This window comes from Phocoenobacter atlanticus subsp. cyclopteri, from assembly GCF_018343795.1.
GTDB lineage: Bacteria > Pseudomonadota > Gammaproteobacteria > Enterobacterales > Pasteurellaceae > Phocoenobacter > Phocoenobacter atlanticus.
Genome location: NZ_CP074346.1, coordinates 755,745 through 782,366, shown reverse-complemented (window position 1 = coordinate 782,366; position 26,622 = coordinate 755,745). Strand labels below are relative to the sequence as shown.

Sequence of the window (26,622 nt, the reverse complement as noted above, 5' to 3'; positions counted from 1 at the left end):
GATTTCTCCATTTAATTAAAAAGTTTATTGCGTAACTTTATTTGTTCGCAATTTAATTACTATCCAAGCAACAATTGCTGCAAGTATCAGTAATAGTTGGGGAATTAGGCTTTCCATATAAGGATAAATACCTAACCACTGTATTTCTGGTACAGAAGAAAGGAATGTCGGCTGAATAATTTTGCCCTCAACCAACTCCATTATTCCTTTACCAGCAAAAATAAAGGCCATCAAATACATAAATGAGCCTGTGAACATAAAAAATAGTTTCAATGGTAGTTGTACAACAGTGTATTTCATAATAAAGAATACTAGCATTAATACCACTATAGCTAAGATAATGCCAATCGAAATACTCGCTAATCCACCACCTTTAACACCTGCTGATAATGCAAAGTAAAATAACACCGTTTCTGCACCTTCTCGGTATATAGCTAAGAAACTAGCTAACCATAAACCAATAACAGAACCTTTTGTTAATGAACTACTTAATTTATTTTTTAAATAAAGTTGCCATTGATGTGCTTCCACTTTTGATAATAACCAGTAACTCATAAAGAATAAAACGACAACGGCAACAAGCATTGTTATCCCTTCTAAGATCTCTTGATTTACACCAGAATTTGTGAATACAACACCAAATATATACGCAGTAATAACACTACACACTAAACCTACAATCACTGAATTTTTTACAATTCCCATTTTGTCTTGGTGATTATTTTTAACAAGATAAGCTGTTATTGCAGCAACAACTAACATTGCCTCTAATCCTTCTCGTAATAAAATCAAAAAAGATTGAATAACTACACTCCAAAAATCTTGAGGAGTGTCCGTTAATATCACAGCCGCCTGAGTAAAGGCTTCTTTCTGGGTATTATGAACTTTAATTATTTCTGAAACGGATCGTTTTGATGACATCAAACTTACAATACGAGTGAAATATCCCTCTAATTCAACTTTAAGCTTACTATTTTTTGCTCCAATCGTATTTTCATAACCACTCGCTTCAAAAATATCAAAATAACTATCCTGAATGTCACCAATAGCTTCATCTATATTTCCTTTTTGGTATTTTTTAATTGCAAGTTCAATTACAGTAGAAATTTTGATATTAATGTCATTCCAGTCTTGTTCGATAGCGGTAGGTTGCACATCATTTTTTACAATTTTTTTATTCTGAGCAGAGACTATTGATTGAGTAGGTAAATTAGGTAATTCGTCACTTAAACGTTGAGTAAGTAAATATCCTTGATAGGCGATATCCTTTACCTGTTTCTTACGAAGGATTTGATCTTGTGGATTTAATTTTATTTGTTTTTTTATTTCTGCAAAAAGAGTGGAAATTTTAGTATCAATTTCTGTTTTATTATTCTCTTTAAACGCAACAGATAAACCTGAAGAATAATATTCTGCCAACGATTTATTAATAGCAATAAGCGCCTCTTGCTGTTCATTATTTTTATATGCCCAAACACTATTATTAATTTGTTCACTGATCGTATTTGCAACCTCTTGCCATTTAGAGGCAATATTTTCATTATCAAGCCCATCACCTTCAGCAATAAGTTGATGTCCTTTGCTTAATTTTTCAGGAACAGAACTAATTTCATTTTTTAACCAATTCACCTGCTCTTGAATTTGTGAAACAGGGACTTTTTGAGTAATTAAACGTCGAATTTCACCAAATTTACTTTCTAATTCAATACTATATTGAGCAGAATAATTAATTCTAATAGGTCCTTCTAAATCTTCATATACCCCAAAATACGCCATCTGTATATCTCGTTTGGCTTGGGCTACCTCGCCCTTCTCATACAAAGCGACCACAACATCTAACCGATGATGAAGATCATCTACTGCTGCTTTATAATCTATTTGTTGAGCTAAAATAACTGAACTAAAAAAGTACAGTAAAATAACAACGAAAGAATAATATATTTTATAAAAAAATTTCATAATTTACCTTGATCATTTGGCTAAATCACTTATACAATAAGGAATCATTCTTAACTAGACTCAATATGAGTTACATAATATACTATTAATGAGAATAACTTTCAATAACAAAAAGTATTTTCGAGTATAATATGACCAAATAATACACAGCTATATCAAAGAGAATAAACTATGAAAACCCCATTTTATAAACCGCCATTTTACTTATTTATTCTAAGTTCTCTCGCTTTCGCAGATCAGGGAGTTTTACCCTATTGGCAACAGCAAATGGAATCTATTAGTGTACAATTAGATGAGATGCAAAAACTATATAAAATGGGCAATAAAAAAGCAGCAATTCAGACAAAAACAACCGCTCAATTCACTTACTACAAAAATTCTGAGTTAGAATCCTCCATTCGTACTAATTACAGTATGCGTTTTGCAGAAGAAATAAATCAGAAATTTTCAAATTTATCTACTGAATTAAATGCAGAAGGGGATCACTTCAAAAATATTCAAGAGATCGCAAATAATATACAAAATGATATTAAGAAAACACTGATAGGATTACCATTAACACCTAAATTAAAGGAACAAAGAAAGAATCAATTAGCCAAAGAGAAAGCACAACAAATCGAAAATAAAAATTATGGTGCTGATATTCTAGCCTTAAATCAAGCTCTCACAAAAATTCAACAGGCATATCAACAACATCAGGTTGCCACTGCAATAAAATTAATTCAAGATAGTTACTATACTTATTGGCAACAATCTAATTTAGAAGAAAAAGTAGATTCGCAATATAGACAAGATATTAATCGTGATTTTGATCGCTTATATAGAAGTATTCAACAGCACAATCAAGAAAGTGACATTGTCACTCAAATTAAAACATTAAAAATAAAATTAGCTACTGATAAATGAGTTAAATTGTACTAACTCAAACTTACTCTAACAGTGACCCATTTTTTTGGTATGCTCTACTCTTTTAGATTAGATTAAATTTAAGTAAAAAAATAACCACTTATTTTTATAAAACAAGCGGTTACATTTTAATAAAAATTTGCAAAATATAATTTAATAGATTTTAAATCTAGAACAAAAATTACAACTTATCATCATAAATAGTACGACGGCAAAACACAACATTAATACAATGGCGGTAATTCTTTATTTCCTTTTTGAATATCTCTTTCCTTTAATGATTTCTGTTGCTGTATCGCCTTATTCATACTCTGCCAATCCATATTCGTTTTGCTGTTTAGCTGATAGCATAATTGTTCTAGTTGTTGGAAAAGTTGTTTTAATTCATCCGTAAAGTTCACGCCACTTCTTTGCCATTGTAATAATGCTTGATAAAGTTGCTTTTCATTTTGAGAGTGTAACGCCTTTTCAACATTTTCTACATAGTGAGTATTATTATTTTTAGTAACCATTTTTTTATCATCAGCTTTATTGCTATAAGCAGTTGATGGTTGACGCTTTCTTCTTATCAAGAAGATGGATAATACACCAGCCCCTAACAAAGCACCAATAATTCCTCCCCACGCAATAAATGATAAAGAATTATCATTATTTTGAGCATTCTCAATTTTTTCTATTTTAGGAGGCTCACTCTTTATTGCTTTCGTTTGTGTTGTTGTTTGTGAATTAACATTTTGCAAAGCACTCGTTGGTGCAGTGTTAGGTAAGCCTTCTACTGTTATTGTTTGTGCTGGTAAAACGGCAATCTCTTGTTTATTTGTTTGGGTATTAAGCCACTTAACCTGTATCTCAGGTAATGTTATTTTACCAGCTTGTGTTGGAACAATAGAAACACTGATTTCACGCAAGGCTTGTGTGCCTTGTGGTGTTTCTTGGCTAGCGGTTTTATCACTATCAACATAAATTTTCACTCCATCAGCATTTGAAAAAGTAAGTTTCGGCAATTGCTCAGGTGTTGCACCTAATGCAATTAGGTCAATTTTACGGGTTACCGCTTCTCCCACGTTGAAGGTTGGATTTGGTATTTGCCACTTGGCTTGTAATTGTACTGATTTAGCGGGTAAAAACCATTCGCCAGCTTGAGATTTAGCAGAGGTTTGAACTGATACACTAAGTGGTTCAGATTTAATTGCAAAAGGCTCTCCTTGACTTATCATATCGTCAAATGGCGAATTAAAGAAGTTATCAAAACCACCAAACTGACGCTGAAAATCCGCAAAAGGATCTTGGCGTTTACCTTGTAAATAACCACGTAATACAAATGGAGGTAGCGTTAAGTCTCCCGTTTTTTGTGGACGTAAAAAATAATGACGTTCGATCACAGAAATGGGCTGCCCATCTTTGACCATTTGTGTAACACGATCATCGCCAGTTTGACTAAGTTCAAAATCCGCAGAAGTCGGTGCTATCAGTTCCGCTTGTTGCAAGGGAAGACTCGTTTCAATATGCACTGTCAAAGGAATTTCTTGGAACTGGTAATATGTAGTCTTGTCAATGCTCGCTGTAATCAACATTTTACCTTGATGCGTTGCACTAATAGTTTCGCCTTTGACAACCTCCATCGCAATAGGTTGGCTCGCTGTGGTACCCGAATGGATTGCAGGAATATTTATTTTTCCTATTTTTTTAGGCGATAAGGTAATTATCCATTTTTTCGATTGAGTCGTCGATCCGTTAATCACTTGTATTTGTGAAGATTGCGATGTGCCTAGTACAACAAAATCCTTTTGTAACGGCGATAAATCTGGAGAATCCCCAAACATCTCATCACTTGATAAAACAAGTTGAAATTGTTCATTCAAGCCTACTTTTTTAGTATTTACACTTGCCGTTAATTCTGTTGCCCATATTTGTGTTGCAAATGTAGTTGCAATCAATGTACAAATAAGTTTTTTTGCTAAATTTGGTCTTTTTTGTTTACTCATTTTTATCATCTCTTTTTTATTATTTACTGAGCTTATTCCTTATGCCTTTGATAAATGAAAAGCGTTAGGAATCCCTTGCTCAATTGATTACTGCCCATAGTAATGTTGGCGAATTCTTGCTTTCAATAAACCCGATGGATCATCAGGCACTTGGCGAAGTTGTTGCTCTGTCGCTTGATCAAGTGGTGGAATACCCTTTATGGAACTCATCTCTTCACTTGGTTTATCCATTTCTTCTGTTGGTTTTGCCGCATTACTTTGAGATCGTTTATCTTCTTGGTTTTGCTTACCTCTTTGACCTTGTTGATCTTTTGGGTTTTGCTTACCGTTTTGAGCTTGTTGGTCTTTTTGGTTCTGTTTATCGTTTTGACCTTGTTGGTCTTTTTGGGCTTGTTTGCTTTTTTGACCTTGTTGGTCTTCTTGGGCTTGTTTGCCTTTTTGACCTTGTTGATCTTTTGGGTCTTGTTTACCTTTTTGACCTTGTTGATCTTTTGGGTCTTGTTTACCTTTTTGACCCTGTTGATCTTTTTGGTTTTGCTTATCCTTTTTATCTTGCTTGTTTTGTTGTTGCTGTTTTTTCTGTTTTTCTAGTAATTTTTTCACTAAATCACGATTAAAAACGGCATCACTATCTTTTGGTTTCTCTTTTAAATAACTTTCATAAGCATTTAAAGCACCTTGTAAATCGCCTGATTTTGCTAAGGCATTGCCTAAATTATAAGCTTGTTTTTGTTTTTTATACATTTTTGCTGCATTTTCATAATCCTTCGCTCGATAATTAGCGGTAGCTTTCCAATCATTATTTGCAAAAATATTCGCAGCAGTTTGATAATCTTTGCTATCAAAGGCTTGTTGTCCCTGTTGATCGGAGGTTTGCCATAAATCTTTCCAAACTGAGCCAATCTGTTTACTATTTTGGATTTTATCCTGAGCATAAGCCGATTGTGGCATAATACTTGGAGCAATCACAAATGCCATTGCGAGCATCAATAAACTACTGTTACGACGAAAAGCAAATGCGATGAAAACGGCTGGAAGTAATAAAAACCAATAACCCATATCGTGCCAATCATCTGATTTTTGGCTTTGTTTTTTCACTCCATCTTTAAACTTACTTTCACTATTTGCTAATAGTTGATTCACATCGTTATCATTTGGAGTGATTTGGCTAAATATGCCATTGCCCATATTTGCTAATTCTTCCATTGCTTGAACAGGTAATTTCATTGTTATATTTTGTCCCGATTGTGTAATTTTACGTCCATCGGCGGTTTGTAATAATGCCCCTTTTTCCGTTCCAACGCCAAGAATAGAGACTTGATAGCCGTTGGATTTTGCTTTTTTCACCGCTGTTATTGTCGCATTCTGATTATCACCTAAATTATCGGCAAGTAGCACAATACGTCCACGTTTCGCATTTGAGCGTTGTAACATATCCGTTGCCGTTTCAATCCCTAAATCAGGACGATTACCAAGCACAGGCATTAAAGTTGTCGATAATTCAGGTAACATTTGCTCAATAATTTTGGCATCATTCGTTAATGGTGTCGCAATAAAAGAAGTATCCGAATAAATCACTAAGCCACGCTCGTCCCCTTGTGTTTTAGCTAAAATGTCATAAATTTTATGTACCGAACGCTGTAAGCGACTCGGTTTAATATCATCAGCATTCATTGATTGTGCCAAACTCAACACTAATACGGTCGGTTCATTACTTGTAAAAGACGGCACGTCAGTTTTTTGCCACGTAGGGCCCGCAATTCCCAGCACAAAAATACTACTTACGAGTATTGATAACCACGAAACATAAGGACGACTTTTTTTGATATTTAGGTTGATCGCTAAATGTTTTAATAAATGTGCATCAACGTATGAATGCCAGTCGCTACTATTTTGTTGATTGCGATGACGGAAGAACAACCACACTAACGCTAAGAGTGGGACTAATAATAGTAACCACATCGGACGTAAAAAGTGAAATTGTTGTATAAATTCAGTCATTATTATTCTCCTTTATTTACTTGTCGAGAATTTAAGATAGTATGTGGTACAACTTGCCACAACATCAATAATATTAACAATCCTAGTGAGAGTGTTGCAGGATAGTAATACAATGCAATTTCAGGACGAACAAAAATAGGCTCACCTGAAACAGGTTCTAATTTATTTATATCTTTATAAATATTCTTTAAGCCCTGAGCATCAGTTGCACGAAAGTATTTTCCACCTGTAAGCTGAGCAATTTGAGTTAATGTTGTTTCATCTAAATCGCTGGTAGCAATACGCTGTCTGCCAAAAGGCGTATCAATCACTTGACCGTTTCCACCCACCCCAATGGTATAAATTTTAATCCCTAATTTTTTGGCTAATTGTGCCGCTTTCAGTGGTTGCATTACGCCCGCATTATTTGCCCCATCGGTTAGCAAAACTAAAACACGGCTATCTTTTCCTGTATTTTTATTATTTTGTGGAATATCTTTTAAGCGTTTCAATGCGACGGCAATCGCATCACCAATCGCTGTTTTTTGTCCTGTTAAACCAACTTGTGCCTCTTTTAATAAGGATTGCACCACTTGAAGATCAAAGGTTAAAGGTGCTTGCAAATAAGCACGATCAGAAAATAAAATTAAGCCTAAGCGGTCTCCTTTTCGTTGAGAAATGAAATTATCCGCTGCTTGTTTAACCACCGATAAACGATTTGTACCTGTCCCTAAATCACGTTCAGCCATCGAACCAGATAAATCAATCGCCAGCATTAAATCTCGCCCTTTGGCAGGCAAGGGTACTTCTTTACCCACAAAAGCAGGACGTGCCAACGCGGTTACCAAAAAAATCCACGCCAAAGAGAGCAATAATACTTTTCCCAATGATATTTTTTTATGATTTACCGATCCGCCAAACTGACGTTGTAGCTTGGCAAAAAAAGGGACATTTAACGCACCATTTAAGGCATTCTTATCGTTAGTTTCTTTTTTTGAAAAATAGCGTAACACTAACGGAAGTGGTAATAACGCAAACATCCAAATCCATAAAAAAGTCATTTTTTTCCCCTTTTGAGTTGATGAACAATCCAACGCTCAGCCTCTTGGCGTAACGCATTCGCATCAAACCCGCTTGATACATTATTACTATAAGGTGCATTAGCAATCATATTTGCCAATGGCATTGCTATGCCTTTATCCCCTTGATTGAGAAAATTTGCCCATTTTTGACCGCTTAAATTATGCACGGAATAAGCTTGACCGTAGCGGTAAATTGCCACACGTCGTAGCAGTGCCGATAATTCGCTGATAAACAAAATCGGATTATCACTTGGTAAACCGTGCAATTCAGCTAATACGCTTTTTTTCAAACGTGAGCTTTTCTTGAACCACCACCAAATACCTGCGATAAAAGAAATCAAGGCAATTGCAATTAAAATCCACCAACCGATCGCCAAAGGCCACCACGAAATCGGGGCGGGTAAATGAATATCTTTAAGCTGTTCAAGTTGAGCCTGAATATCAGGGGTTAACGTTGTTTGAGACATCAAGTCCTCCGTGATTTTTGCTGTGGTTTCAATATGACACTTGGATCATCACTCGTTTGTAATTGATGAATCACAATTCGATTTTGGCGACAAATTTTTTCTAACTGTTGCTGACGGTTACGATACGCCTGTTCATAAGATGCAAGTTGCTGTTTGCTCAAACCACCTAATGCAACTACCGATTGACCATCACTTAATCGACCTTGTGGAGGCAATGCTTGATCAAGGGGATCGCTGATTTGAATTGTGGTAACTTGTGTATGCGTAGCTAATCGCACCAACTCTTTGGCAGTCTGCTCATCAAAATCACTGAAATCACTGATAATAAATGCCAGTGTCCCAGGACGACAACTTTTACGCAAACGATGAATACCTTGTGCCAATGTAAGCGGTTGTTTTTCTGATGAATTTTGCAATTTTTCAGGATTATTTGTTAATTTTGTATTAAAAGAGACCGCTTCTAGAAATCGCAATACCGCACGACGAGTACGAGCTGCACGAAAATCAACAATACCGTCAGATGTCAAAATTTGTCCACCCACACGATCGCCCCCATCGTGTCCTACCCACGCCAATTCTGCGGAAATCAATGCAGCTAAATTTGATTTAAAACGAACACGAGTACCAAATTTCATCATCGCACGCATATCAACAAGTAAATGCACAGGACGTTCACGCTCTTCTTGAAATAACTTAGTATGCGTTTTGCCTGTACGAGCGGTAACACGCCAGTCAATATTGCGAACATCATCGCCTTCTTGATAGCCACGTGATTCCGCAAACTCCATTCCTCGTCCTTTAAAAATTGACCGATTACTTCCCCATTGATGTGTTGATACCTTTCCCGAAGGAGCGAATCCTGTTACTGCTTTACTAGGGCGAGCTTGAATCAGTTCATTTAATTCAGCAACAATACCTGTAAAATGTGTCATCGTATGCCTCCGCTTAAATCACAGGAACACGAGCAATAAGTTTATCAATCAGTTGATCCGTCGTCACCCCATCAGCCTCTGCCTCAAAACTTAATAAAATTCTGTGGCGTAATACATCGTGAGCGATTGCTTGTACATCTTGTGGTGTGGCAAATTCTGAACCACGCATCCACGCATACACTCTAGCACAACGTTCAAGAGCAATAGTGGCACGAGGACTTGCACCAAAATCAATCATTCCAGCTAAATCATCGCCATATTTTTCAGGATAGCGTGTTGCTTGAATCAATTGAATAATATACTCAATAAGAGACTCAGAAACGTGCGTTTGTAAGGCTTCTTGGCGAGCGGTAAATATATCTTCAATGGCAATCATTGATGTATTTTCCTCTGCTTTACCTATTGCTTCATTATGCACTAGCTTTAAGATTTCTCGTTCTGCCTCTGCACTTGGATAATCAATATTCACTTGCAACAGAAAACGGTCTAACTGTGCTTCTGGTAAAGGATAAGTCCCCTCTTGCTCAATCGGATTTTGGGTTGCTAACACCATAAATAAAGGAGGCAATGGATAAGTTTTACCGCCAACCGTAACCTGACGCTCTGCCATTGCTTCTAATAATGCTGATTGCACTTTGGCTGGTGCACGGTTAATTTCATCAGCAAGCACTAAATTGTGAAATAGCGGACCAGATTGAAAAGTAAACGTTCCTTGTTCAGGACGGAAAATATCCGTACCAGTTAAATCGCTCGGCAATAAATCTGGCGTAAACTGAATACTTCTTGCATCACATTTTATTTTACTTGCTAAGGTATTGACGGCTTTGGTTTTCGCCAATCCCGGTGCCCCTTCTAATAAAATATGCCCATCGGCAAATAAGGCCAATAATAAACGATCGACAAAGTTGGCTTGTCCGATAATACGTTTATTCATATAATCTCTTAAATCGTGAATCAGGGGATTTTTTTGTGTATTTGTCATTGTAAACTCCATTCGTTATTCTATATTTTGATACTAGTATAATAACAAATGGAGTTTAAGAGAAATTAAAGTGAAGTTTAAGAAAAATTAAGGTTTGGGGAGCTATAATTATGTCCCTTTCGGAGTAATTATAGTAATAATTTGCATACCATTATCTAATTTTGTTAAATCATTTTCTATTCCTTTCGGATTTCTAATACGCCCTTCTGGATCATATACAAAGCAAATTAAATATTTACAATTTGGGTGTTGCTGGTATCGTTGAATATCAATTAATAATTGATCTCCAACTTCTTTATGTGTAAGACCTTTTCTTGTTTTTTTAACTTCTATTATTATTTCCTCTTTTTTTAAAAGAAAATCAACTCTAGATGCTTTCCCAGCATAGCTAGGACACCACTCTTCAGGTCTTATATCATCAAACTCTAATTTTAAAATTGCGTGAAGTAAATCTTGAACATCATATTCATCTTCATCTTCAACATCCAATGTATCACGGTTATCATATCTAGCCCTTAATTGATTTGTTATTAAATGAAATCTATTACAAATTTTTTTAATTTTAATAAGAGGATTTTCATCTATCAAATTATCTTTTTCTAAATCTCCAAATTCTATTAATTCATCTTGCATTGATGTCAATATTGAGCGAGCACTTTCCATTCCATTTATAAAAGCTTGATCGAATTTATAATCTGGTGTTGAAGTAGTAAAAGCACATAAAGAATATGATATTTTATCAAAATCTTTTAGGTGGCGAGTATTATCTCCAAATATCTTTTCAATTATAATTTCAGTATCTCGATACCACTTCTTATATTCTTGTGAGAATCTTTGTTTTTGTTTTATTCCATCGATTAAATTGATCTGTTTTTGTAGTAATTCTATCGCTTTTTCTTTTTTCATATATTTTCTCCTTTAGAACTTTTAAAATTTAATTTTCAAAAATAGTTACTGTATTCGTGATAATAAAAAAGTACTAATATAAATTTTATTCGAATTATTTTAACACCAAACTCACACACAATCTCTTTAACTAAAGATATCTCTAGTTAATATCATTTGTCATATTCTCTAATTCTTCAATAGTTGGCAAATTAGATTTTAAATTATCAGGCAAAATTTCTGTTAAGTTAAACTCGCTCACACCGATTGGTTTTGTCATTCCGCGTAATGCAAATTCTGTTTCTAATTTCTTTTTATCTCGACATAATAAAATGCCAATCGTTGGATTATCATCGTCAGCTTTTATTAAACTATCTACTGCGGATAGATAAAAGTTTAATTTTCCTGCATATTCAGGTTTAAATTTTGTATTTTTTAATTCAATAACAACATAACATTTTAGGCGTGTGTGATAGAATAACAAGTCCATATAATAATCACTTTCATCAACTTCAATATGGTATTGTCGACCGACAAAAGCAAAACCTTTACCTAATTCCAATAAAAATTTAGAAATATGTTCGATTAATTGTAATTCAATATCTCGTTCATTATATGGTTCAGTCATCGAAAGAAAATCAAAGGTATAAGGGTCTTTAATGGTTTGCTCTGCCAAATCAGATTGTGGTTTTGGCAACGTATCTTGAAAATTATTAATCGCTTTACCTTGTCTGTGGTATAAATCTGATTTTATTTGCAAGGCTAACATATCTCTACTCCAACTATTTTCTATGGTTTGTTGGATATAGAATTTTGCTTGTTCGATATGGTTTACTTTGGTAAATATGTGAATATTATGTCCCCACGGAATTTGTAAAACCAAAGGCATAAAATGATCAATCTGTTTATTTTCAACAAGTTGAATTTGGTCAACAGGCTGTTGACTAATTGCATAGAATTGATAAAAACGACTACAATATTTTAAGTTCGTTTTTGATAAACCTTTAATATTTGGAAACTCAGATTGTAAATCAGCAGAAAGTTGGTCTAAAATTTTTGTTCCCCATTGGGCTTGTTGCTGTTTTTCAAAAATTTCACGCCCTAAATTCCAATAAAACTCAATCAAAGATGCATTTGCTACTAAAGCTGTTCTAACTTGTGCTTTACGAACACTATCTTTGATTTCTTGGAGCCAATTTGTATATTCAGTGTTATATGTTTTTATCTCTGTCATTTTAATCTTCCTTTAATCGCTATATGCTAGTACCAAACTCACACACAATCCCTGTGGTTCATTCTCCCCCAATTCTAATTTTCCCTGATGATATTCTGCAATCGCTTGAACTAAAGCTAATCCCAAACCGTTGCCAGAAGTAGAGCGAGAACTATCTAGGCGGTAGAAAGGTTCGAGTACTTTATCATAATCAGATTTATCAATGCCTTTGCCTGTATCACATACGCTAATGATCAAATTATCAGCAGATTTTTTTGCGGTAACCTTGATTGTGGTATGCTTTCCTGAATGAATAATTGCATTATTGATCAAATTCATGACCGCTTGTTGGATCATTGTTTTATCGGCGGTGGCGTGTAAATTTGTATCGCATTCAAAATGTAAAGTTTGTCCGTTTAGCTCAGCATTTGGGGTTAAAAAATCGATAATTTCTGTTAGTATCGGAGCAATTGCAAAAGTGCTAAATGTTGCAGTATTAGTAGGCTGTGTTTGCAATCGAGAAATGCGTAATAAGGTTTCAAAAAGTTCATTTAAGTGAATATTTTCATCGAGTGCTTGTTGCACATATCCAGCGGGATCTTGATTATTATCACAACAATCAAGAGCGGATAATAATGCAATCTGTGATCGAGAAAGAGGTGTTTTTAGATCGTGAGCAATCGCTTTACTGGTGTTTTGCACACTGTGAACTAACTGCTGTAAGCGGTGTAATTCTGTGTTGATTTTACAAGCGACCATATCAATTTGTTGCATCGGTTCTGCAACGGGTAAACGTGCAGATAAATTGCCGTTAGCGATTTCGGTAAGGGTGTGTTCAAATTGTTTGAGTTTATTTGCTGAACGGCGACTAAACCAATAACCAATAAATAACGCCGTAATAATAAAAATTAGCCCAGCAATAATAAAACCAAGAATAAGCCGTTGTTTTGCAATGTGAATAATGTTATTACCACGTCCAACGATAAGCGTGGTTTTATTCAGTTTAAGGCGATAAGTTAAATAATTTTGATGAGAAAACTGCTTATCTGAAAAGGTAAAGAATTGCTGGTTAACGTGAATAGAGGGAAGATTTTTAATACGTCCTGTTAAACTTAATCCATTATCATCAAAAGCATCAACAAGGCGTTCCGATGATGAGACTTGTTGTAAGGCTTGAGTTAGCCCAGTTATGCCATTTTGTTGATAAATATCTTTTAAAAATTTAGTTTCTTCAATAATTTGGGTTTGTAATTCAGCATTGAGCGTATTACTTACGCTCGCCACCAATACATAACCAGACGCCAAAAGTAATAGCACAAAACTCAGTACAATTTGTACGGCTGTTTTTAGGGGATTTCCTGATAAAATAAAAAAGTTATTTTGGTGCACGTAAACAATACCCCATATTGCGAACGGTATGTAATAATGAGATATTAAAGGGCTTATCAATTTTCTGGCGTAAATTACTGATATGCGTTTCGATAATTGTCGTCCCTGGATTGAAGTTAAAATCCCACACTTTTTCTAATAAGGTTGTTTTGGTAATAATATGTCCAGCGTTTTGCATTAAAATTTCCAATAATGCAAATTCTTTACCTGCTAATTCAATGAATTGTCCCTGTCGATGTGCTTCACGTGTAAGTAAGTTCAGGGTTAAATCGTGTACTTGTAATAATGTATTATCTGTGGTGGCTTTAGGACGTCTTCCTAACACGACAATACGGGCTAATAACTCTGATAAATGAAAAGGCTTAACAATGTAGTCATCGCCTCCTGCCAATAGCCCTTCCACTCGATCATCAACGTCGCCCAAAGCGGTCAAAAAAATCACAGGAATATCACATTTAGCAGAACGTAACGCCTTAACAACGGATAAGCCGTCTAATTCTGGCATCATACGGTCGATAATCGCAAGATCAATTTCGTTGTATAAACAGGCGGTCAATGCCTCACGTCCATCTTTTACCCAATCAATGGTATAACCTTGTTCCGTCAAACCTTTGTGAATATATTCGCCGTTAGTGTTATCATCTTCTGCTAAAAGGATTTTCATTGTGCTATTTCTTTTGTGATCACATAAGTGGATAAATTATAACATACAATCAATTTTTCGTTTTGATCAATGATGTTAATGTCATAAATACAACACCATTAGAAAGTAGTTCTACGCCTAAAGCATAATTTAAAGTCACTTTAAATTATTTTAAGAAACACTGTTTTTTTTATAAATCCATTCACTCAACAAACAAAAAGAATAATTGATATAGATAATCGCTAAATTAGACTACTTAGTGGATGAGTTAAGCGGTTAGTTTTTAAATAAAATTTGCAAAACTAACCAAACTTACTTTTCACTTTTTACTTTTCACTTTTTGCTAATGCGTTTTTGTAAGATTCAATCGCTTCAACTCGCTCAACATAATCAGCAATATTTGGAAAATCTCGCTGAAAATTAAATAACTTAAGACGATTAATAGTGAGTAATTCAAAGCTCGTCACAATATCCGCAGCGGTTAACTGCTCACCTGCTAAAAATTGATTTTCTTCCAAATGATCATTCATATAACCCAATAATGCTTTAATACGTGGCATTGGAAAAAATGTTGCTGCCGTTTGAGTGACACGTTTGATTAATGGACGTATTAAGAAAGGTGTTTTTTCCGTCATTGCATTAAAAATAAATATTAACAACAACATCGGCATTAAACTCCCCTGCCCACTATGAAACCAATATAAATAAGGTACTCGTTGTTTATCATCTTTTGCAGGACGCAGTCTCTGCCCTTCTTCACTATATTTATCTAAAATATAATCCACAATCGCATTAGTTTCAGCTAAAGCAATATCACCGTCAGTAATAATCGGTGCAGTTCCTGCGGGATGTAATGCTTTATATTCTGCGGGCGCGAGCATTGTTTTTTTGTCACGTGCATATACCTTTAATTCATAAGGTACATTAAGTTCTTCAAGCAACCAAATAATGCGAAAAGATTGTGAATTTTCTAGGTGATGTAATGTAATCATTTTAAACTCCTTGATATGTTAATTGATGATTTTAATAAATTGTTTTTATAGAGAGAGAAAATAAATTTGCAAAAAGTGGTAAAAATCTTACCGCTATAAAATCTAAAAATACACATTTACGATAAAAGTAAAAACTACTTGTAACAATCCTTTTCCTCTTTTTTATACCTAAATCAAATCTGATTTTAATTTATCTAATAAGTAAATCAGCTGTTGATATTCTGTTTCACTTAATATCTGTTTTTGCTCTTGTTGGATTTTTTCTCGTTCCTTTTGAGCAATAACTTTTAATTTAAGACCTTTATCAGTTAATTTTACCTTTTTTATTCGCTTATCTGTATCACTCGATATTAATGTAATTAAATTTTTATCACACATTTTTTTTAACATTACTGTTAAGCACCCATTATCAATTAAGGTTTTTTTGTGTAATTCTCCAACGCTAATATTATCCTCTTCCCACAAAGCCATCATCGCCACATATTGCGGATAAGTTAGATCAATCTTTTCAAGTGATGCTCTATAACGTCGTGTGATTGCATTTGAAATCACATAGAAACGATGACAAAGCTGATTAGATAATTGTTGGTTATTTGTTGTCATTATTATTACCTTCTATTATTAAATTTTGTATGGATAAGTATAACAGAAAATATTTTGTACACAAAGTACTTGCAAATAAAATTTTCTTCTATATAATAGTTTGCACACAAAACAATTACAACTTATAAAATAGGAATGACGATGAAAAACTTTCAATACAAAAACCCGACAAAAATTCTTTTTGGAGAAGGTCAAATAGCAAATTTAGCTAATGAAATTCCAAAAGAGTCTAAAATTTTGATGCTCTATGGTGGGGGAAGTATTAAACGTAATGGTGTTTATGATCAAATTATCAATACATTAAAAGACTATACCCTTATTGAATTTAGTGGCGTACCTGCTAATCCTGAATATGAAGTTTTAATGGAAGCGGTTAAAACGATTAAAGAAAATCAGCTTGATTATATTCTTGCAGTAGGCGGTGGTTCAGTGATTGATGGAGCAAAATTTATTTCGGCTGCCACACACTATGAAGGCGATGCTTGGGATATTTTAGCCAAAAAAGCAGAAATAAAATTAGCCGTACCTTTTTCTGCTGTTTTAACACTGCCCGCCACGGGTTCTGAAATGAACTCAGGTGCTGTGGTTTCTCGCCGAGCAACAAAAGAAAAATTATCTTTTGGTTCGCCACTATTGTTCCCTCAATGTTCTGTACTTGATCCTACGGTTATTCAATCCTTGCCTAAAAAACAATTGGTAAATGGGGTAATAGATGCTTTTACTCACGTTTTAGAACAATATATGACGTATCCAGCTGGTGGTTTACTCCAAGATCGTTTTGCTGAAAGTATTTTACAAACCTTGATCGAAGTGGGTGAAACTGTTGTGAATGATCCTAACGATTATCAAGCAGCCTCTAACTTTATGTGGTCGTGTACGATGGCATTAAATGGATTGATCAGTCAAGGCGTACCAAGTGATTGGGGCGTTCACGCCATTGGACACGAATTAACAGCATTGTTTGGTATTGATCACGCACGTACCTTAGCCATTGTTGCTCCACGCTATTATGAGCATTGTTTTGAAACTAAAAAAGAAAAATTAGCTCAATATGCTGAACGAGTTTGGCAAGTTACAGAAGGTAATCTTGAACAAAAAGCACAGCAAGGTATCTTAAAAACAGAACAATTTTTTAATTCATTAGGTATCGAAACGACGCTATCAGCTTATACGGAAGATTACAATGATAGTGCCGAAATTATCGCTGAAAGATTTACTCAACGTGGTTGGTTAGGGCTTGGAGAACATCAAGCTATTACACCTAATGATGTACAACAAATTGTAAAAAACACTTATACAAAATAAAAGGAAAATAAAATGAAAACATTATATTCAACAACGGTTACTGTAACTGGTGGAAGAAATGGCAATATTAAATCAGATAATGGTGTATTAGATTTAGAAGTCAGAATGCCAAAAGCATTAGGTGGTCAAAATGATGACTTTACTAACCCTGAACAATTATTTGCTGGTGGCTATGCGGCGTGTTTTGATAGTGCGTTAAATTTAGTGGCTCAAAAATCCAAAGTGAAAATTGATAGCACCATTACAGCTACGGTAAGTATTTTACCAAATACAACAGGTGGTTTTGAATTAGCGGTTAATTTAGTCGCTGACATTCAGGGTGTAGATAAAGAAACTGCTCAACAATTGCTTGAAAAAGCTCATCAAGTTTGTCCATATTCAAATGCCACACGTGGCAATATTGAAGTAACGATCTCTTTAAAATAAATACATTTGTCTGATAAAAGAAAAAACATTATGCTAAAAAAACTACTCGGACTTGCACCACAACCAACCAAAGACGGTGCATTTATTCCGTCAAAACTTGCTTTAAAGCTAGCAACATCAGACAAAACTGATTTTGACGGTTCAATTTATCAAAATACCTATCAAGGCTCGAAAAAAATCTTAATGATCTGTACCGAACAGCAAAATATGACAATGGCAAACGGCACAAAATTTTCAACAGGAAACCATCCTGTCGAAATGCTATTGCCTATGTTACACCTTAAAAACGCAGGTTTTGATGTTGATATTTACACACCAACAGGCAAATCAGTAAAAATCGAAATGTGGGCAATGCCACAAAAAGATGAAAATGTTCAAAAAATCTATTCAGAATATCAATCACAATTTGAAAATCCTAAAAGTTTAGCTGATTTTGTACAACATAAAATAAATGATAACGATGATTATGTAGCTGTTTTTATCCCTGGTGGACACGGTGCAATGCTTGGATTACCCGAAGATAAAAATTTAAGCCAACTCATTCATTGGTCACACAAAAAAGATTTATATATGATGGCAATTTGCCACGCTCCTGCGGCTTTACTATCGGCGAATTTAGACACCGATAAAGATTTTATTTATAAAGGCTATAAAATGGCAGCCTTCCCTGATAGCGTAGATAAACAAACACCGATGATTGGCTATATGCCGGGAGATTTAACTTGGAAATTTGGTGAAACATTGGAAAATTTAGGTGTTACTTTTGTCAATAAAAAAGCCGATAAAACTTGTTATATCGACCGAAAATTGATTACTGGTGCAAGCCCACAAGCCGCTAATGATTTTGGGAAATTGTGTGCAGAAGAACTATTAAAATCAATCAACAAATAAAAGGAAAAAATATGAAAAATAATAATTTTGAAGATATTGTTTATAATCGAACGTCTATAAAAGTTTTTGATGAAAATATCAAAATAGATCGTGAAGAAATGCTAGAAATGCTTAATAAAGCAGTAAAAGCACCATCATCTGTGAATTTACAGCCTTGGCGATTTGTTGTCGTGGATACGCCAGAAGGAAAAGATATTTTAAGACCACTTATTCGCTTTAATACAAGACAAAATGATACATCCGCAGCAATGATTGTCCTTTTTGGCGATATGCAATGTTACCAAAAAGCGGAGGATATTTATTCAAGAGCGGTTGAAAAAGGGTTAATGCCTGAAAATATCAAGCAAGAGCTGATGGGAATGTTTGTGCCATTTTATGAAAATGCTTCTAAGCAAAAAATGAATGATATTGTTAAAATTGATACAAGTTTAATGGCAATGCAATTAATGTTGGTTGCTCGTGCTTATGGATACGATACCAACGCTATTGGTGGTTTTGAAGAAGATAAAATTGCCGAGGCGTTAGGCGTTGATCCTGAAAGATATGTACCTGTAATGATCATTGCAATTGGTAAAGCAAATTATCAATCACACGGTAGTATTCGCCTTGATGCAGAAGAAATTACCACCTTTAAATAAGTTTAGGACAAAATAAATACTCATCAGTTGATTTATTCCGTTAACGGGTTTGGTATTTTTACTTGTGACTTATTCTAAAACAAAGAAAGCAACAAAAAGGAGTAAATGTAATGACGACTTACACACCGCCAAAAGTTTGGAAAAATAAAGAAAATTCTCATCATTTTAACCGCCCCACTGCTGGGGCAAGATTTGAGCAAATATTACCTCGTGGCGATAAACCATTACAACTCTATTCATTAAATACGCCTAATGGTATAAAAATCAATATAATGCTTAAAGAGTTAGCACTTTTGAATGTAGCTGGTGCTGAATTTGATGCCTATCAGATCAATATTATGGAAGAACAACAACAATTTGGTTCAGATTTTGTAGCAATAAACCCTAATTCTAAAATTCCTGCCTTGCTCGATCAGTCACTTGATGAACCGATAAAGTTATTTGAGTCAGGAGCAATTTTAATCTATCTAGCAGAAAAATATGGATACTTTTTACCAAAAGCTGGCAAAGATCGAGCTGAATGTTTGTCGTGGTTGATGTGGCAAATGGGTTCTGCTCCGTATTTAGGTGGTGGTTTTGGGCATTTTTATCATTACGCACCAGAGCCGATAGAATATGCTATTGACCGCTTTACGATGGAAACAAAACGCCAATTAGATTTATTAAATAAGCATTTAGCGGATAGTGAGTATATCTGCAAGTGTGGTTATAGCATTGCCGATATAGCGATTTGGGCGTGGTATGGACAATTAGCATTGGGTAAGTTATACACAAGTTCAGATACATTTTTAGATATTAAATCCTATCAACACTTAATGCGTTGGGCTAAGCAAATTTCCGAGCGTGATGCCGTTCAAAACGCGATGATTATGGAATTACAACCAATCTAAGTAGTTAAAATGTATCACTGTAGGCAGAAAATCAGGTATATTTAAAGGAGAGAATAATATGTTTCCTGTGATTATAATTTTTTCAACTATTATTTTACTTTTAATAGTAATTTATTTCGTTGGATTGTTATTACCTAAAAAAAGAGTTTTAACAAAAAAAATTATTTTTGATGTTCCTATCGAAAAAGTTTACAACACTGTCACAAATAATGCTGATTGGAAATATAGAACTGACCTAGATGATTTGAAAATCATAGATACAAACGGAGATTTTCAAACTTGGGAAGAAATATCTAATGGATATACTATTAGTTTTAAAACTACTAAAAAAATACCTTATACTTTTTATTCATTTGAAATGAATAGCAAATTATTTAAAGGTTCGTGGAGTGCAGAATTTAAAAAAATTGAAAATCAAAAAACTCTTTTTTCTGCGACTGAAAACATTGAATACAAAAATCCATTTATAAAGGCTTTATCATATATTTTTATGAATTTAGATAAATATATGGAAACATATCAAAAAGATTTATTGAAAAAATTAAAGCAGTAAACTAAGTACATCTTGTAATGGAATAACCGACCATAAAAATGTAATAAATTAAAGAACGGGAGCATATACGCAAACTACGTTTGCTAATACTCCCCTACAATATATTTATTAATCAATGAGTTATATTGTTTTACTATAAAATATAGCGGTGATATTAAATTCAAAGAGACTGTCCCACAAACTGTGTAAGTTCTGAAAATAGGGTTCAAGGTTATCCTTGAATCCTATCTCCAAAAATAGTCAAAAATTGATTTAAAATCAAGCCCCAATTTCTGATTGGTTGTGTCCATTTTTTTGACACCTCTCTTAAAGATAAATAAACTGACTTTGTCACTGCTTCATCTGTTGGATAAGAAAGTTTATTTTTGGTATATTTCCTAATCTTACCATTTAAGTTCTCAATCAGATTTGTCGTGTAAATAATCGTCGTAATTTCAACAGGATAGTCTAAAAATACCGTTAACTCTTCCCAATTCCGCTCCCAACTTAAAACCGCATAAGAATATTTATCATTCCATTTCTCTTTAAAAACTTCAAATGCAGCCCTTGCCATTTCTCTATTTGGGGCGGTATAAATATCCTTCATATCCCTTGTAAACGCTTTTTTATCCTTCCATACAACATATTTACACGCATTTCTGATTTGATGGACGACACAAATTTGAGTCGCTGATTCAGGGAATACACTTCTAATTGTTTCCGTAAAACCGTGAAGATTATCGGTGGCTGTGATAAGAATATCTTGTGTGACACGGGCTTTGATATCACTTAACACACTCATCCAAAAGGCTGATGATTCATTACGTCCAAGCCATAAGCCTAAAACTTCTTTTTTGCCATCAGTACGTAATCCTACCGCTATATACATGGTTTTATTGATTATTTTGGCATTCTCTCTGACTTTAAACACAATGCCATCCATCCAGACAATCAAATAAACAGGCTCTAATGGTCGGTTTTTCCACGCAATAATATCAGCGTTAATTTTATCGGTAATACGTGAAATAGTGGATGATGAAATATCAAAATGATAGATTTCTCGGATTTGTTCTTCGATATCCGAGACCGTCATTCCTTTGGCATAAAGGGAAATAATGACATTTTCAATACCGTCTATGGTATTTTTTCTTTTCTTGACAATCATTGGGTTAAAGCTACTATCACGGTCTCTAGGCACATTGATTTCAGCTTCACCTAATGAGGATTTGATTGTTTTGGTTGAGTGTCCATTACGGTAATTTGAGCCTTTAGATTTTTGATGTTTATCATAATCTAAATGGGCATCAAGCTCTGCTTCTAACAGTTGCTCAATGCCACGTTTCTGTAGCTCATTGAGAAAGGAGGTTAATTCATCCCCTGTTTTGAATTGTTTTAGAAATTCATCTGTAATTAGCTCTGTCGTTTTCATTGGTGTAAGTCTCAAAATATTATTAAGTTTAATATTAATTTAGGGCTGAAATTATTCAACCCTTATTTTTAATTTACACACTTTGGGGTATAGAGCCAATTCAAATTCAAAATTTACAAATTTAATTTTTTATTAGCTTAAAAACCATATATTCAATGTATTGTATTTATAAATCTCAACCAACCCTTTAGTACTTGAAGACTCTGCAACAAAATCAACAATATCTTTTATTTGCTGACTAGCATTATTCGGACAAGCTTTATATCCACAAAGCGATATAAATCCAAAATCACCCATTGAATCCCCTACACCAACGGCATTTTTGAGGTCTATATTAAATTTTTCAGCCAACCATAACAACGCATTCTCTTTATTAATATTGAGTGGTGTAATATCAACTGCGGTTGTTGAATGTGCGATATGAACACCTTTCAGATCAATTTTATCTAAAATTAAATGATATAAATATTCAATACTCACACCGATTGGATTTAAGCTGATACAAATTTCTTTACCTAATTCAAGTTTAGAAATATTGGTAAACTCAGATGATGTCGTTAAAATTTCTTGAATTTCTTTTAAATGCTGTTTTGTTTCAGGTGTTATATCAGGATTATAAATAATCTCTTCCGTTTCTGTATGGTAAATATAAGCCCCATTTTCACAAATACACCAAGTTTTTAAATCTAACATTTGTGCAATCGCTTCAACATAAAGTGCAGAACGTCCAGTACATAACATTGTTCCCTGCTCTGCTTTGTGTATCTGTTGTTTTAATTGATTTAAAGAAACGAGATCAATATTTTCCCCTTTTCCATCAGTAATACAGCCATCAATATCTAAAATAAACATAAATATCCTTAATTATATAATATTGAGTATGTCATATAGTATATACCAAATTAAATCCTGTTATGAAAGGGGCTTGAAACTATAATAAAAAAGGATATAGTAGGACTGGTTAAATAAAAAACTGGATAATTAGGAATATTTTGATGAATGATAAAGATATTTTTGAAAAAATTAACGCACTTCAAGAGCTAAAACGCTATCGACAAGCCATTCAGCTATGTTTAAAACATATTGGTTATCAAAATGAAGATAATGATGTTCTACATTGTCGATTGATAGAATGTTATCTGCATTTGGATGATTTAAAAAATGCAGAAAAATTTACCAAACAAGCTTTATCAAAATATCCAAATAATTCAGACTTTTATTTTTACTATGCTAAAATTTTCAATCAAAAAAAGCTTTATGATTATGCGATTGAATATATTGATAAAGCCCTTGCTCTGGAACCTAATTTTGCTAATTATTGGTATTGGAAAGCTGATATTTTAGATAGCCAGCTAGAGTATTTAGAAGCGAAGGAGTGTATTTTAAAAGCCTTAAAAGAGAACAGTAATAATACTGATTTTTTAAATCTTTATGCAATAATTTTATTAAACCTTGATGATGATAAATATAACACTATTTTAGATAAAATTTTAAGTATTGATCCTCATAATATCGATGCTTTAAGACTTAAAGCAGCACTAGAAAAAACGTGGTGGAAACAGAAACAAGCCTATTTAAAAACCTTAAAACTCAATCCTTTTGATGACACTTTACATTCATTACTTAAAAAAAATAAACTTGAATTTATTGTCTTTTTTCCCTCTTTATTTATCTCATTAGCAATTTTATTAACTAATTTATATTTTAATGTTCCAGTGATTGCAAATATATCACTTGTGTTAATTTTAATTATTAGCTTAATGCCCTTGGTGCTATATAAAATAGTTTATTTGTTTATTTTTATTGCGTGGTTTTATGTTTTTTATGATACTCATCAACCAGTATTAAGCATCATTACATTAAGTGTACATACCTATGTATCTAAATTGATTTTAATGATTATTAAAGGAGCTTTTCTTCTTATTTCTGAATATCTCACACAATTAAAAAACAGCCGTGAATACAAGCCTAAAGTTAATCCAAAAGAATTTATTTTAGCAAAAATCCCTTTTATTGTTTCAGTGCTAATCGTCGGATTTTATTTTTTACATATACCACAACAAAGCTTAAAATGGACACTATATACTGCTCTACCCTTTTTATTATTTTTTATCCAAATGGGATTTGATTTTAAACAACTTAGAAAAGAAACTATAAATATCATTATTACTTACGGATTTTTAGCTTTTTTTAACTTAATTATCAATGGGTTTTATCAGCCATTAGCTGAAATTTCCTTTGAATGGGTTGCTTATACTCTCTCTATATTATTAACAATACTTATCGTCTATCTGATTGATTTTAGAGATGATGATATATCGTCAAAAAATGAAGAAAATAAATAATACTAAAATTTAATTAAGGAATTTTTATGAAAAAAAGTGAACAAAAATATCAAAGAAGTAATGAAGTTTTAACAAATAAGGATGACTTTAAAGAAGAGCAAGAAATGGACGAAATATCAGCTCAAGGTGAAAAAAGTTTTCTCTTTCAAAAAGATTTAAAATTAAATTTTGATGATGTGGCAGGACTTGATGTGTTAAAGAAAAAGGCAAATATGAAAATTATTATGCCCTTTAAAAACCCTGAACTTTTTCAAAAATATAATAAAAAAGTCGGTGGTGGGATTTTAATGTATGGTGCACCGGGCTGTGGTAAAACCTTTTTTGCCAAAGCGATTGCCGGTGAATGTAATGCCACTTTCTTCCACGTTAGTATTAATGAAATTCTGGATATGTGGTTGGGTAATAGTGAAAAGAATATTGCTGCCCTTTTTAAGCAAGCCAGAGAACACAAGCCTGCCATTATTTTTATTGATGAATTAGATGCACTAGGCGGTAAACGTGAATCAAATCACGCAAGTCGTGCTAGTGTGATCAACACTTTTCTAGCTGAACTTGACGGTTTTGATACCGATAATGAAGGGATTTTAGTCATTGGTGCAACCAACGCACCTTGGGAAGTAGATAATGCTTTCAAACGAACAGGACGCTTTGATACAATGTTCTTTGTGACCCCTCCTGATGAATCATCACGATTTAAACTGTTTGAGCTTCTGTTAAAGGATATTCCGCATAAAGATATTGATTATGCTAAATTAGCTCAAGAAACAAATTTCTATTCTGGTGCAGATATAAAAGGCATTGTCGATAAAACCACAGAAGTGGTTTTAGAAGAAATTCTTGAAACAGGAAAAGAGCGTGACATTGTGACGGAATATTTACTTGGTGTGATTGCAACCACAAATTCAACGGTATTACACTGGTTTGAACTGGTCGAAAATATGCTAGATTATGCAAATGAAACGGGCGAATATGATGAAGTGGCAGAATTTGTACAATTTAATAAACCAAATAAGCCTAAAAAGAAAAGATTAATGGGCTTTTTGTAAAAAATTTGGTAAATTTTAATTAAAATCTAACCGCTATAAAATACTAAAATAAGGAATATTATGATAAATATACTACAACCCAACTCCCCTGCCCCACTTTTTACACTTTTAGATCAAAATGAAAAAGCAGTATCATTGGCTGATTTTAAAGGTAAAAAAGTCTTAGTTTATTTCTATCCAAAAGCAATGACACCGGGTTGCACAACCCAAGCCTGTAATTTACGAGACAGCAAAGCAGAATTAGACGAGTTAAACGTGACAGTGTTAGGTATTAGTCCTGATTTACCTCAAAAATTGGCTAATTTTGAGCAGAAAAAAGAATTGAATTTTACGCTACTTTCCGATCCTGATCATAAAGTTTCTGACGCATTTGGTGTTTGGGGGGAGAAAAAATTTATGGGAAGAACTTTTGATGGCGTACATCGTATTAGCTTTTTGATTGATGAAAGCGGTATCATTGAGCAAGTTTTTTGCAAATTTAAAACCAAAGAACATCATCAAGTAGTAATGGATTATTTAAAAGGAAAAATGCTATGAAACAAAAAGCGATTTTCCTCGACCGTGACGGTACATTAAACATAGATTATGATTATGTTCATAAAATTGATGATTTTGATTTTATTGAAGGGGTCATTCCAACTTTAAGAAAATTCAAAGAAAAAGGCTATTTATTGGTTTTAGTTACCAACCAATCTGGTATTGGTCGTGGTATTTTTACAGAAGAGCAATTTTTAGAATTAACTCAATGGTTTGATTGGTCTTTAGCAGAACAAGGCATTGATTTTGATGGTATTTATTACTGCCCTCATCACCCTGAAAAAGCCTTAGGTGAATACAAACAGGAATGTGATTGTCGCAAACCAAAACCAGGTATGTTCCTTCAAGCAATTAATGAGTTAAATATCGATCCTGCTCAGTCATTTATTGTGGGTGATAAGCTCAGTGATATTCTTGCAGGTGAGAATGCAGGCGTTAAAACCAAAGTACTTGTTAGAACAGGGCATAAATTAACAGAAGAAGCCATTGCAAAAGCGGATTATGTGTTGGATAGTTTGGTGGATTTGTTAGAAATAGTATAATATGTCCTTATAAAAATTTAATT

26 protein-coding genes are annotated in these 26,622 nt (G+C 33.7%); 11 read left to right on the top strand and 15 right to left on the bottom strand.

Annotation, left to right across the window (positions count from 1 at the left end; translation table 11 throughout):
* Positions 1–24 precede the first annotated feature (24 nt).
* Positions 25–1,959: an FTR1 family iron permease gene (locus KGI96_RS03595; protein ID WP_211596908.1), complete on the bottom strand. Its 1,935-nt coding sequence runs from the start codon at positions 1,957–1,959 to the stop codon at positions 25–27.
* Positions 1,960–2,130: 171 nt separating this feature from the next.
* Here KGI96_RS03595 and KGI96_RS03590 point away from each other — a divergent pair, with 171 nt between their 5' ends.
* Positions 2,131–2,865, top strand: coding sequence for a hypothetical protein (locus tag KGI96_RS03590; RefSeq protein ID WP_211596907.1), 735 nt, complete (start codon positions 2,131–2,133; stop codon positions 2,863–2,865).
* Between the two features lie 224 nt (positions 2,866–3,089).
* Here KGI96_RS03590 and KGI96_RS03585 read toward each other — a convergent pair whose 3' ends face one another.
* The 12 genes from KGI96_RS03585 to KGI96_RS03530 form a co-directional block, all read right to left on the bottom strand.
* Positions 3,090–4,850: a BatD family protein gene (locus KGI96_RS03585; RefSeq protein WP_211596906.1), complete on the bottom strand. Its 1,761-nt coding sequence runs from the start codon at positions 4,848–4,850 to the stop codon at positions 3,090–3,092.
* Between the two features lie 87 nt (positions 4,851–4,937).
* Entirely contained in the window at positions 4,938–6,851 is a 1,914-nt protein-coding gene (locus KGI96_RS03580) for a VWA domain-containing protein (RefSeq protein WP_211596905.1), read from the bottom strand.
* A gap of 2 nt (positions 6,852–6,853) precedes the next feature.
* Positions 6,854–7,891 carry a vWA domain-containing protein gene (locus tag KGI96_RS03575; RefSeq protein WP_211596904.1) on the bottom strand — a complete coding sequence of 346 codons (1,038 nt, stop codon included), beginning with the start codon at positions 7,889–7,891 and terminating at the stop codon, positions 6,854–6,856.
* Positions 7,888–8,379 carry a DUF4381 domain-containing protein gene (locus KGI96_RS03570; protein ID WP_211596903.1) on the bottom strand — a complete coding sequence of 164 codons (492 nt, stop codon included), beginning with the start codon at positions 8,377–8,379 and terminating at the stop codon, positions 7,888–7,890. The genes KGI96_RS03575 and KGI96_RS03570 overlap by 4 nt, the downstream gene beginning before the upstream one ends.
* Positions 8,379–9,311, bottom strand: a complete 933-nt coding sequence (locus KGI96_RS03565; protein WP_211596902.1) for a DUF58 domain-containing protein — start codon at positions 9,309–9,311, stop codon at positions 8,379–8,381. Before KGI96_RS03565 ends, KGI96_RS03570 begins: the two co-directional genes overlap by 1 nt.
* 13 nt (positions 9,312–9,324) lie before the next feature.
* Positions 9,325–10,293: an AAA family ATPase gene (locus tag KGI96_RS03560; protein ID WP_211596901.1), complete on the bottom strand. Its 969-nt coding sequence runs from the start codon at positions 10,291–10,293 to the stop codon at positions 9,325–9,327.
* 108 nt (positions 10,294–10,401) lie between these two features.
* Complete coding sequence (locus KGI96_RS03555; protein ID WP_211596900.1) at positions 10,402–11,199, bottom strand: PD-(D/E)XK nuclease domain-containing protein; 798 nt, start codon at positions 11,197–11,199, stop codon at positions 10,402–10,404.
* A gap of 142 nt (positions 11,200–11,341) precedes the next feature.
* Positions 11,342–12,412 carry a PDDEXK nuclease domain-containing protein gene (locus tag KGI96_RS03550; RefSeq protein ID WP_211596899.1) on the bottom strand — a complete coding sequence of 357 codons (1,071 nt, stop codon included), beginning with the start codon at positions 12,410–12,412 and terminating at the stop codon, positions 11,342–11,344.
* A 12-nt stretch (positions 12,413–12,424) separates the two neighbouring features.
* Complete coding sequence (locus KGI96_RS03545; protein WP_213156554.1) at positions 12,425–13,708, bottom strand: HAMP domain-containing sensor histidine kinase; 1,284 nt, start codon at positions 13,706–13,708, stop codon at positions 12,425–12,427.
* A gap of 58 nt (positions 13,709–13,766) precedes the next feature.
* The gene (locus tag KGI96_RS03540) at positions 13,767–14,444 is read right to left on the bottom strand and encodes a response regulator transcription factor (protein ID WP_213156553.1); all 678 of its coding nucleotides are present in this window, start codon (positions 14,442–14,444) and stop codon (positions 13,767–13,769) included.
* 305 nt (positions 14,445–14,749) lie between these two features.
* On the bottom strand, positions 14,750–15,415 hold the full coding sequence (locus KGI96_RS03535; RefSeq protein WP_211596896.1) for a glutathione S-transferase family protein: 666 nt from the start codon (positions 15,413–15,415) through the stop codon (positions 14,750–14,752).
* A 168-nt stretch (positions 15,416–15,583) separates the two neighbouring features.
* Positions 15,584–16,018 carry a MarR family winged helix-turn-helix transcriptional regulator gene (locus tag KGI96_RS03530; protein ID WP_211596895.1) on the bottom strand — a complete coding sequence of 145 codons (435 nt, stop codon included), beginning with the start codon at positions 16,016–16,018 and terminating at the stop codon, positions 15,584–15,586.
* Positions 16,019–16,159: 141 nt separating this feature from the next.
* Here KGI96_RS03530 and KGI96_RS03525 point away from each other — a divergent pair, with 141 nt between their 5' ends.
* The 6 genes from KGI96_RS03525 to KGI96_RS03500 all read left to right on the top strand — a co-directional run bounded on the left by KGI96_RS03525 (position 16,160) and on the right by KGI96_RS03500 (position 20,721).
* The gene (locus KGI96_RS03525; protein ID WP_211596894.1) at positions 16,160–17,323 is read left to right on the top strand and encodes an iron-containing alcohol dehydrogenase; all 1,164 of its coding nucleotides are present in this window, start codon (positions 16,160–16,162) and stop codon (positions 17,321–17,323) included.
* 12 nt (positions 17,324–17,335) lie between these two features.
* A complete protein-coding gene (locus KGI96_RS03520) occupies positions 17,336–17,749 on the top strand; it encodes an organic hydroperoxide resistance protein (RefSeq protein WP_211596893.1) in 414 nt (137 codons plus the stop codon).
* Positions 17,750–17,779: 30 nt separating this feature from the next.
* Positions 17,780–18,640 carry a glyoxalase III HchA gene (gene hchA, locus KGI96_RS03515; protein WP_211596892.1) on the top strand — a complete coding sequence of 287 codons (861 nt, stop codon included), beginning with the start codon at positions 17,780–17,782 and terminating at the stop codon, positions 18,638–18,640.
* An 11-nt stretch (positions 18,641–18,651) separates the two neighbouring features.
* Positions 18,652–19,278 (top strand): nitroreductase family protein, encoded by a 627-nt coding sequence (locus KGI96_RS03510; RefSeq protein WP_211596891.1) that lies wholly within the window; start codon positions 18,652–18,654, stop codon positions 19,276–19,278.
* 110 nt (positions 19,279–19,388) lie between these two features.
* Positions 19,389–20,168, top strand: coding sequence for a glutathione-dependent disulfide-bond oxidoreductase (gene yghU / locus KGI96_RS03505; RefSeq protein WP_211596890.1), 780 nt, complete (start codon positions 19,389–19,391; stop codon positions 20,166–20,168).
* Positions 20,169–20,226: 58 nt separating this feature from the next.
* Entirely contained in the window at positions 20,227–20,721 is a 495-nt protein-coding gene (locus KGI96_RS03500) for an SRPBCC family protein (RefSeq protein ID WP_211596889.1), read from the top strand.
* 211 nt (positions 20,722–20,932) lie between these two features.
* Here KGI96_RS03500 and KGI96_RS03495 read toward each other — a convergent pair whose 3' ends face one another.
* Together KGI96_RS03495 and KGI96_RS03490 are read right to left on the bottom strand one after the other, a co-directional pair.
* Positions 20,933–22,129 carry an IS256 family transposase gene (locus KGI96_RS03495; protein WP_211596888.1) on the bottom strand — a complete coding sequence of 399 codons (1,197 nt, stop codon included), beginning with the start codon at positions 22,127–22,129 and terminating at the stop codon, positions 20,933–20,935.
* Between the two features lie 132 nt (positions 22,130–22,261).
* Positions 22,262–22,981, bottom strand: a complete 720-nt coding sequence (locus KGI96_RS03490; protein ID WP_211596887.1) for an HAD family hydrolase — start codon at positions 22,979–22,981, stop codon at positions 22,262–22,264.
* Positions 22,982–23,124: 143 nt separating this feature from the next.
* On the opposite strand from KGI96_RS03490, the gene KGI96_RS03485 reads away from it, so the two are divergent.
* The 4 genes from KGI96_RS03485 to gmhB are packed head-to-tail and all read left to right on the top strand — an operon-like array spanning position 23,125 to position 26,599.
* Positions 23,125–24,474: a tetratricopeptide repeat protein gene (locus tag KGI96_RS03485; protein ID WP_213156552.1), complete on the top strand. Its 1,350-nt coding sequence runs from the start codon at positions 23,125–23,127 to the stop codon at positions 24,472–24,474.
* A 26-nt stretch (positions 24,475–24,500) separates the two neighbouring features.
* A complete protein-coding gene (locus KGI96_RS03480; protein ID WP_211596885.1) occupies positions 24,501–25,520 on the top strand; it encodes an ATP-binding protein in 1,020 nt (339 codons plus the stop codon).
* Between the two features lie 60 nt (positions 25,521–25,580).
* Entirely contained in the window at positions 25,581–26,057 is a 477-nt protein-coding gene (bcp, locus tag KGI96_RS03475) for a thioredoxin-dependent thiol peroxidase (protein ID WP_211596884.1), read from the top strand.
* Positions 26,054–26,599 carry a D-glycero-beta-D-manno-heptose 1,7-bisphosphate 7-phosphatase gene (gene gmhB / locus KGI96_RS03470; protein WP_211596883.1) on the top strand — a complete coding sequence of 182 codons (546 nt, stop codon included), beginning with the start codon at positions 26,054–26,056 and terminating at the stop codon, positions 26,597–26,599. The genes bcp and gmhB overlap by 4 nt, the downstream gene beginning before the upstream one ends.
* The last annotated feature ends 23 nt before the right edge of the window (positions 26,600–26,622 follow it).

Coding starts and splice junctions, on each gene's coding strand:
- KGI96_RS03575 (WP_211596904.1), bottom strand. CDS start 7,891: ATGACTTTTTTATGGATTTGGATGTTTGCGTTATTACCACTTCCGTTA.
- KGI96_RS03580 (WP_211596905.1), bottom strand. CDS start 6,851: ATGACTGAATTTATACAACAATTTCACTTTTTACGTCCGATGTGGTTA.
- KGI96_RS03550 (WP_211596899.1), bottom strand. CDS start 12,412: ATGACAGAGATAAAAACATATAACACTGAATATACAAATTGGCTCCAA.
- KGI96_RS03525 (WP_211596894.1), top strand. CDS start 16,160: ATGAAAAACTTTCAATACAAAAACCCGACAAAAATTCTTTTTGGAGAA.
- hchA (WP_211596892.1), top strand. CDS start 17,780: ATGCTAAAAAAACTACTCGGACTTGCACCACAACCAACCAAAGACGGT.
- KGI96_RS03490 (WP_211596887.1), bottom strand. CDS start 22,981: ATGTTTATTTTAGATATTGATGGCTGTATTACTGATGGAAAAGGGGAA.
- KGI96_RS03530 (WP_211596895.1), bottom strand. CDS start 16,018: ATGACAACAAATAACCAACAATTATCTAATCAGCTTTGTCATCGTTTC.
- KGI96_RS03540 (WP_213156553.1), bottom strand. CDS start 14,444: ATGAAAATCCTTTTAGCAGAAGATGATAACACTAACGGCGAATATATT.
- KGI96_RS03595 (WP_211596908.1), bottom strand. CDS start 1,959: ATGAAATTTTTTTATAAAATATATTATTCTTTCGTTGTTATTTTACTG.
- KGI96_RS03585 (WP_211596906.1), bottom strand. CDS start 4,850: ATGAGTAAACAAAAAAGACCAAATTTAGCAAAAAAACTTATTTGTACA.
- KGI96_RS03570 (WP_211596903.1), bottom strand. CDS start 8,379: ATGTCTCAAACAACGTTAACCCCTGATATTCAGGCTCAACTTGAACAG.
- KGI96_RS03510 (WP_211596891.1), top strand. CDS start 18,652: ATGAAAAATAATAATTTTGAAGATATTGTTTATAATCGAACGTCTATA.
- KGI96_RS03565 (WP_211596902.1), bottom strand. CDS start 9,311: ATGACACATTTTACAGGTATTGTTGCTGAATTAAATGAACTGATTCAA.
- bcp (WP_211596884.1), top strand. CDS start 25,581: ATGATAAATATACTACAACCCAACTCCCCTGCCCCACTTTTTACACTT.
- gmhB (WP_211596883.1), top strand. CDS start 26,054: ATGAAACAAAAAGCGATTTTCCTCGACCGTGACGGTACATTAAACATA.
- KGI96_RS03560 (WP_211596901.1), bottom strand. CDS start 10,293: ATGACAAATACACAAAAAAATCCCCTGATTCACGATTTAAGAGATTAT.
- KGI96_RS03520 (WP_211596893.1), top strand. CDS start 17,336: ATGAAAACATTATATTCAACAACGGTTACTGTAACTGGTGGAAGAAAT.
- KGI96_RS03485 (WP_213156552.1), top strand. CDS start 23,125: ATGAATGATAAAGATATTTTTGAAAAAATTAACGCACTTCAAGAGCTA.
- yghU (WP_211596890.1), top strand. CDS start 19,389: ATGACGACTTACACACCGCCAAAAGTTTGGAAAAATAAAGAAAATTCT.
- KGI96_RS03590 (WP_211596907.1), top strand. CDS start 2,131: ATGAAAACCCCATTTTATAAACCGCCATTTTACTTATTTATTCTAAGT.
- KGI96_RS03555 (WP_211596900.1), bottom strand. CDS start 11,199: ATGAAAAAAGAAAAAGCGATAGAATTACTACAAAAACAGATCAATTTA.
- KGI96_RS03480 (WP_211596885.1), top strand. CDS start 24,501: ATGAAAAAAAGTGAACAAAAATATCAAAGAAGTAATGAAGTTTTAACA.
- KGI96_RS03495 (WP_211596888.1), bottom strand. CDS start 22,129: ATGAAAACGACAGAGCTAATTACAGATGAATTTCTAAAACAATTCAAA.
- KGI96_RS03535 (WP_211596896.1), bottom strand. CDS start 15,415: ATGATTACATTACATCACCTAGAAAATTCACAATCTTTTCGCATTATT.
- KGI96_RS03500 (WP_211596889.1), top strand. CDS start 20,227: ATGTTTCCTGTGATTATAATTTTTTCAACTATTATTTTACTTTTAATA.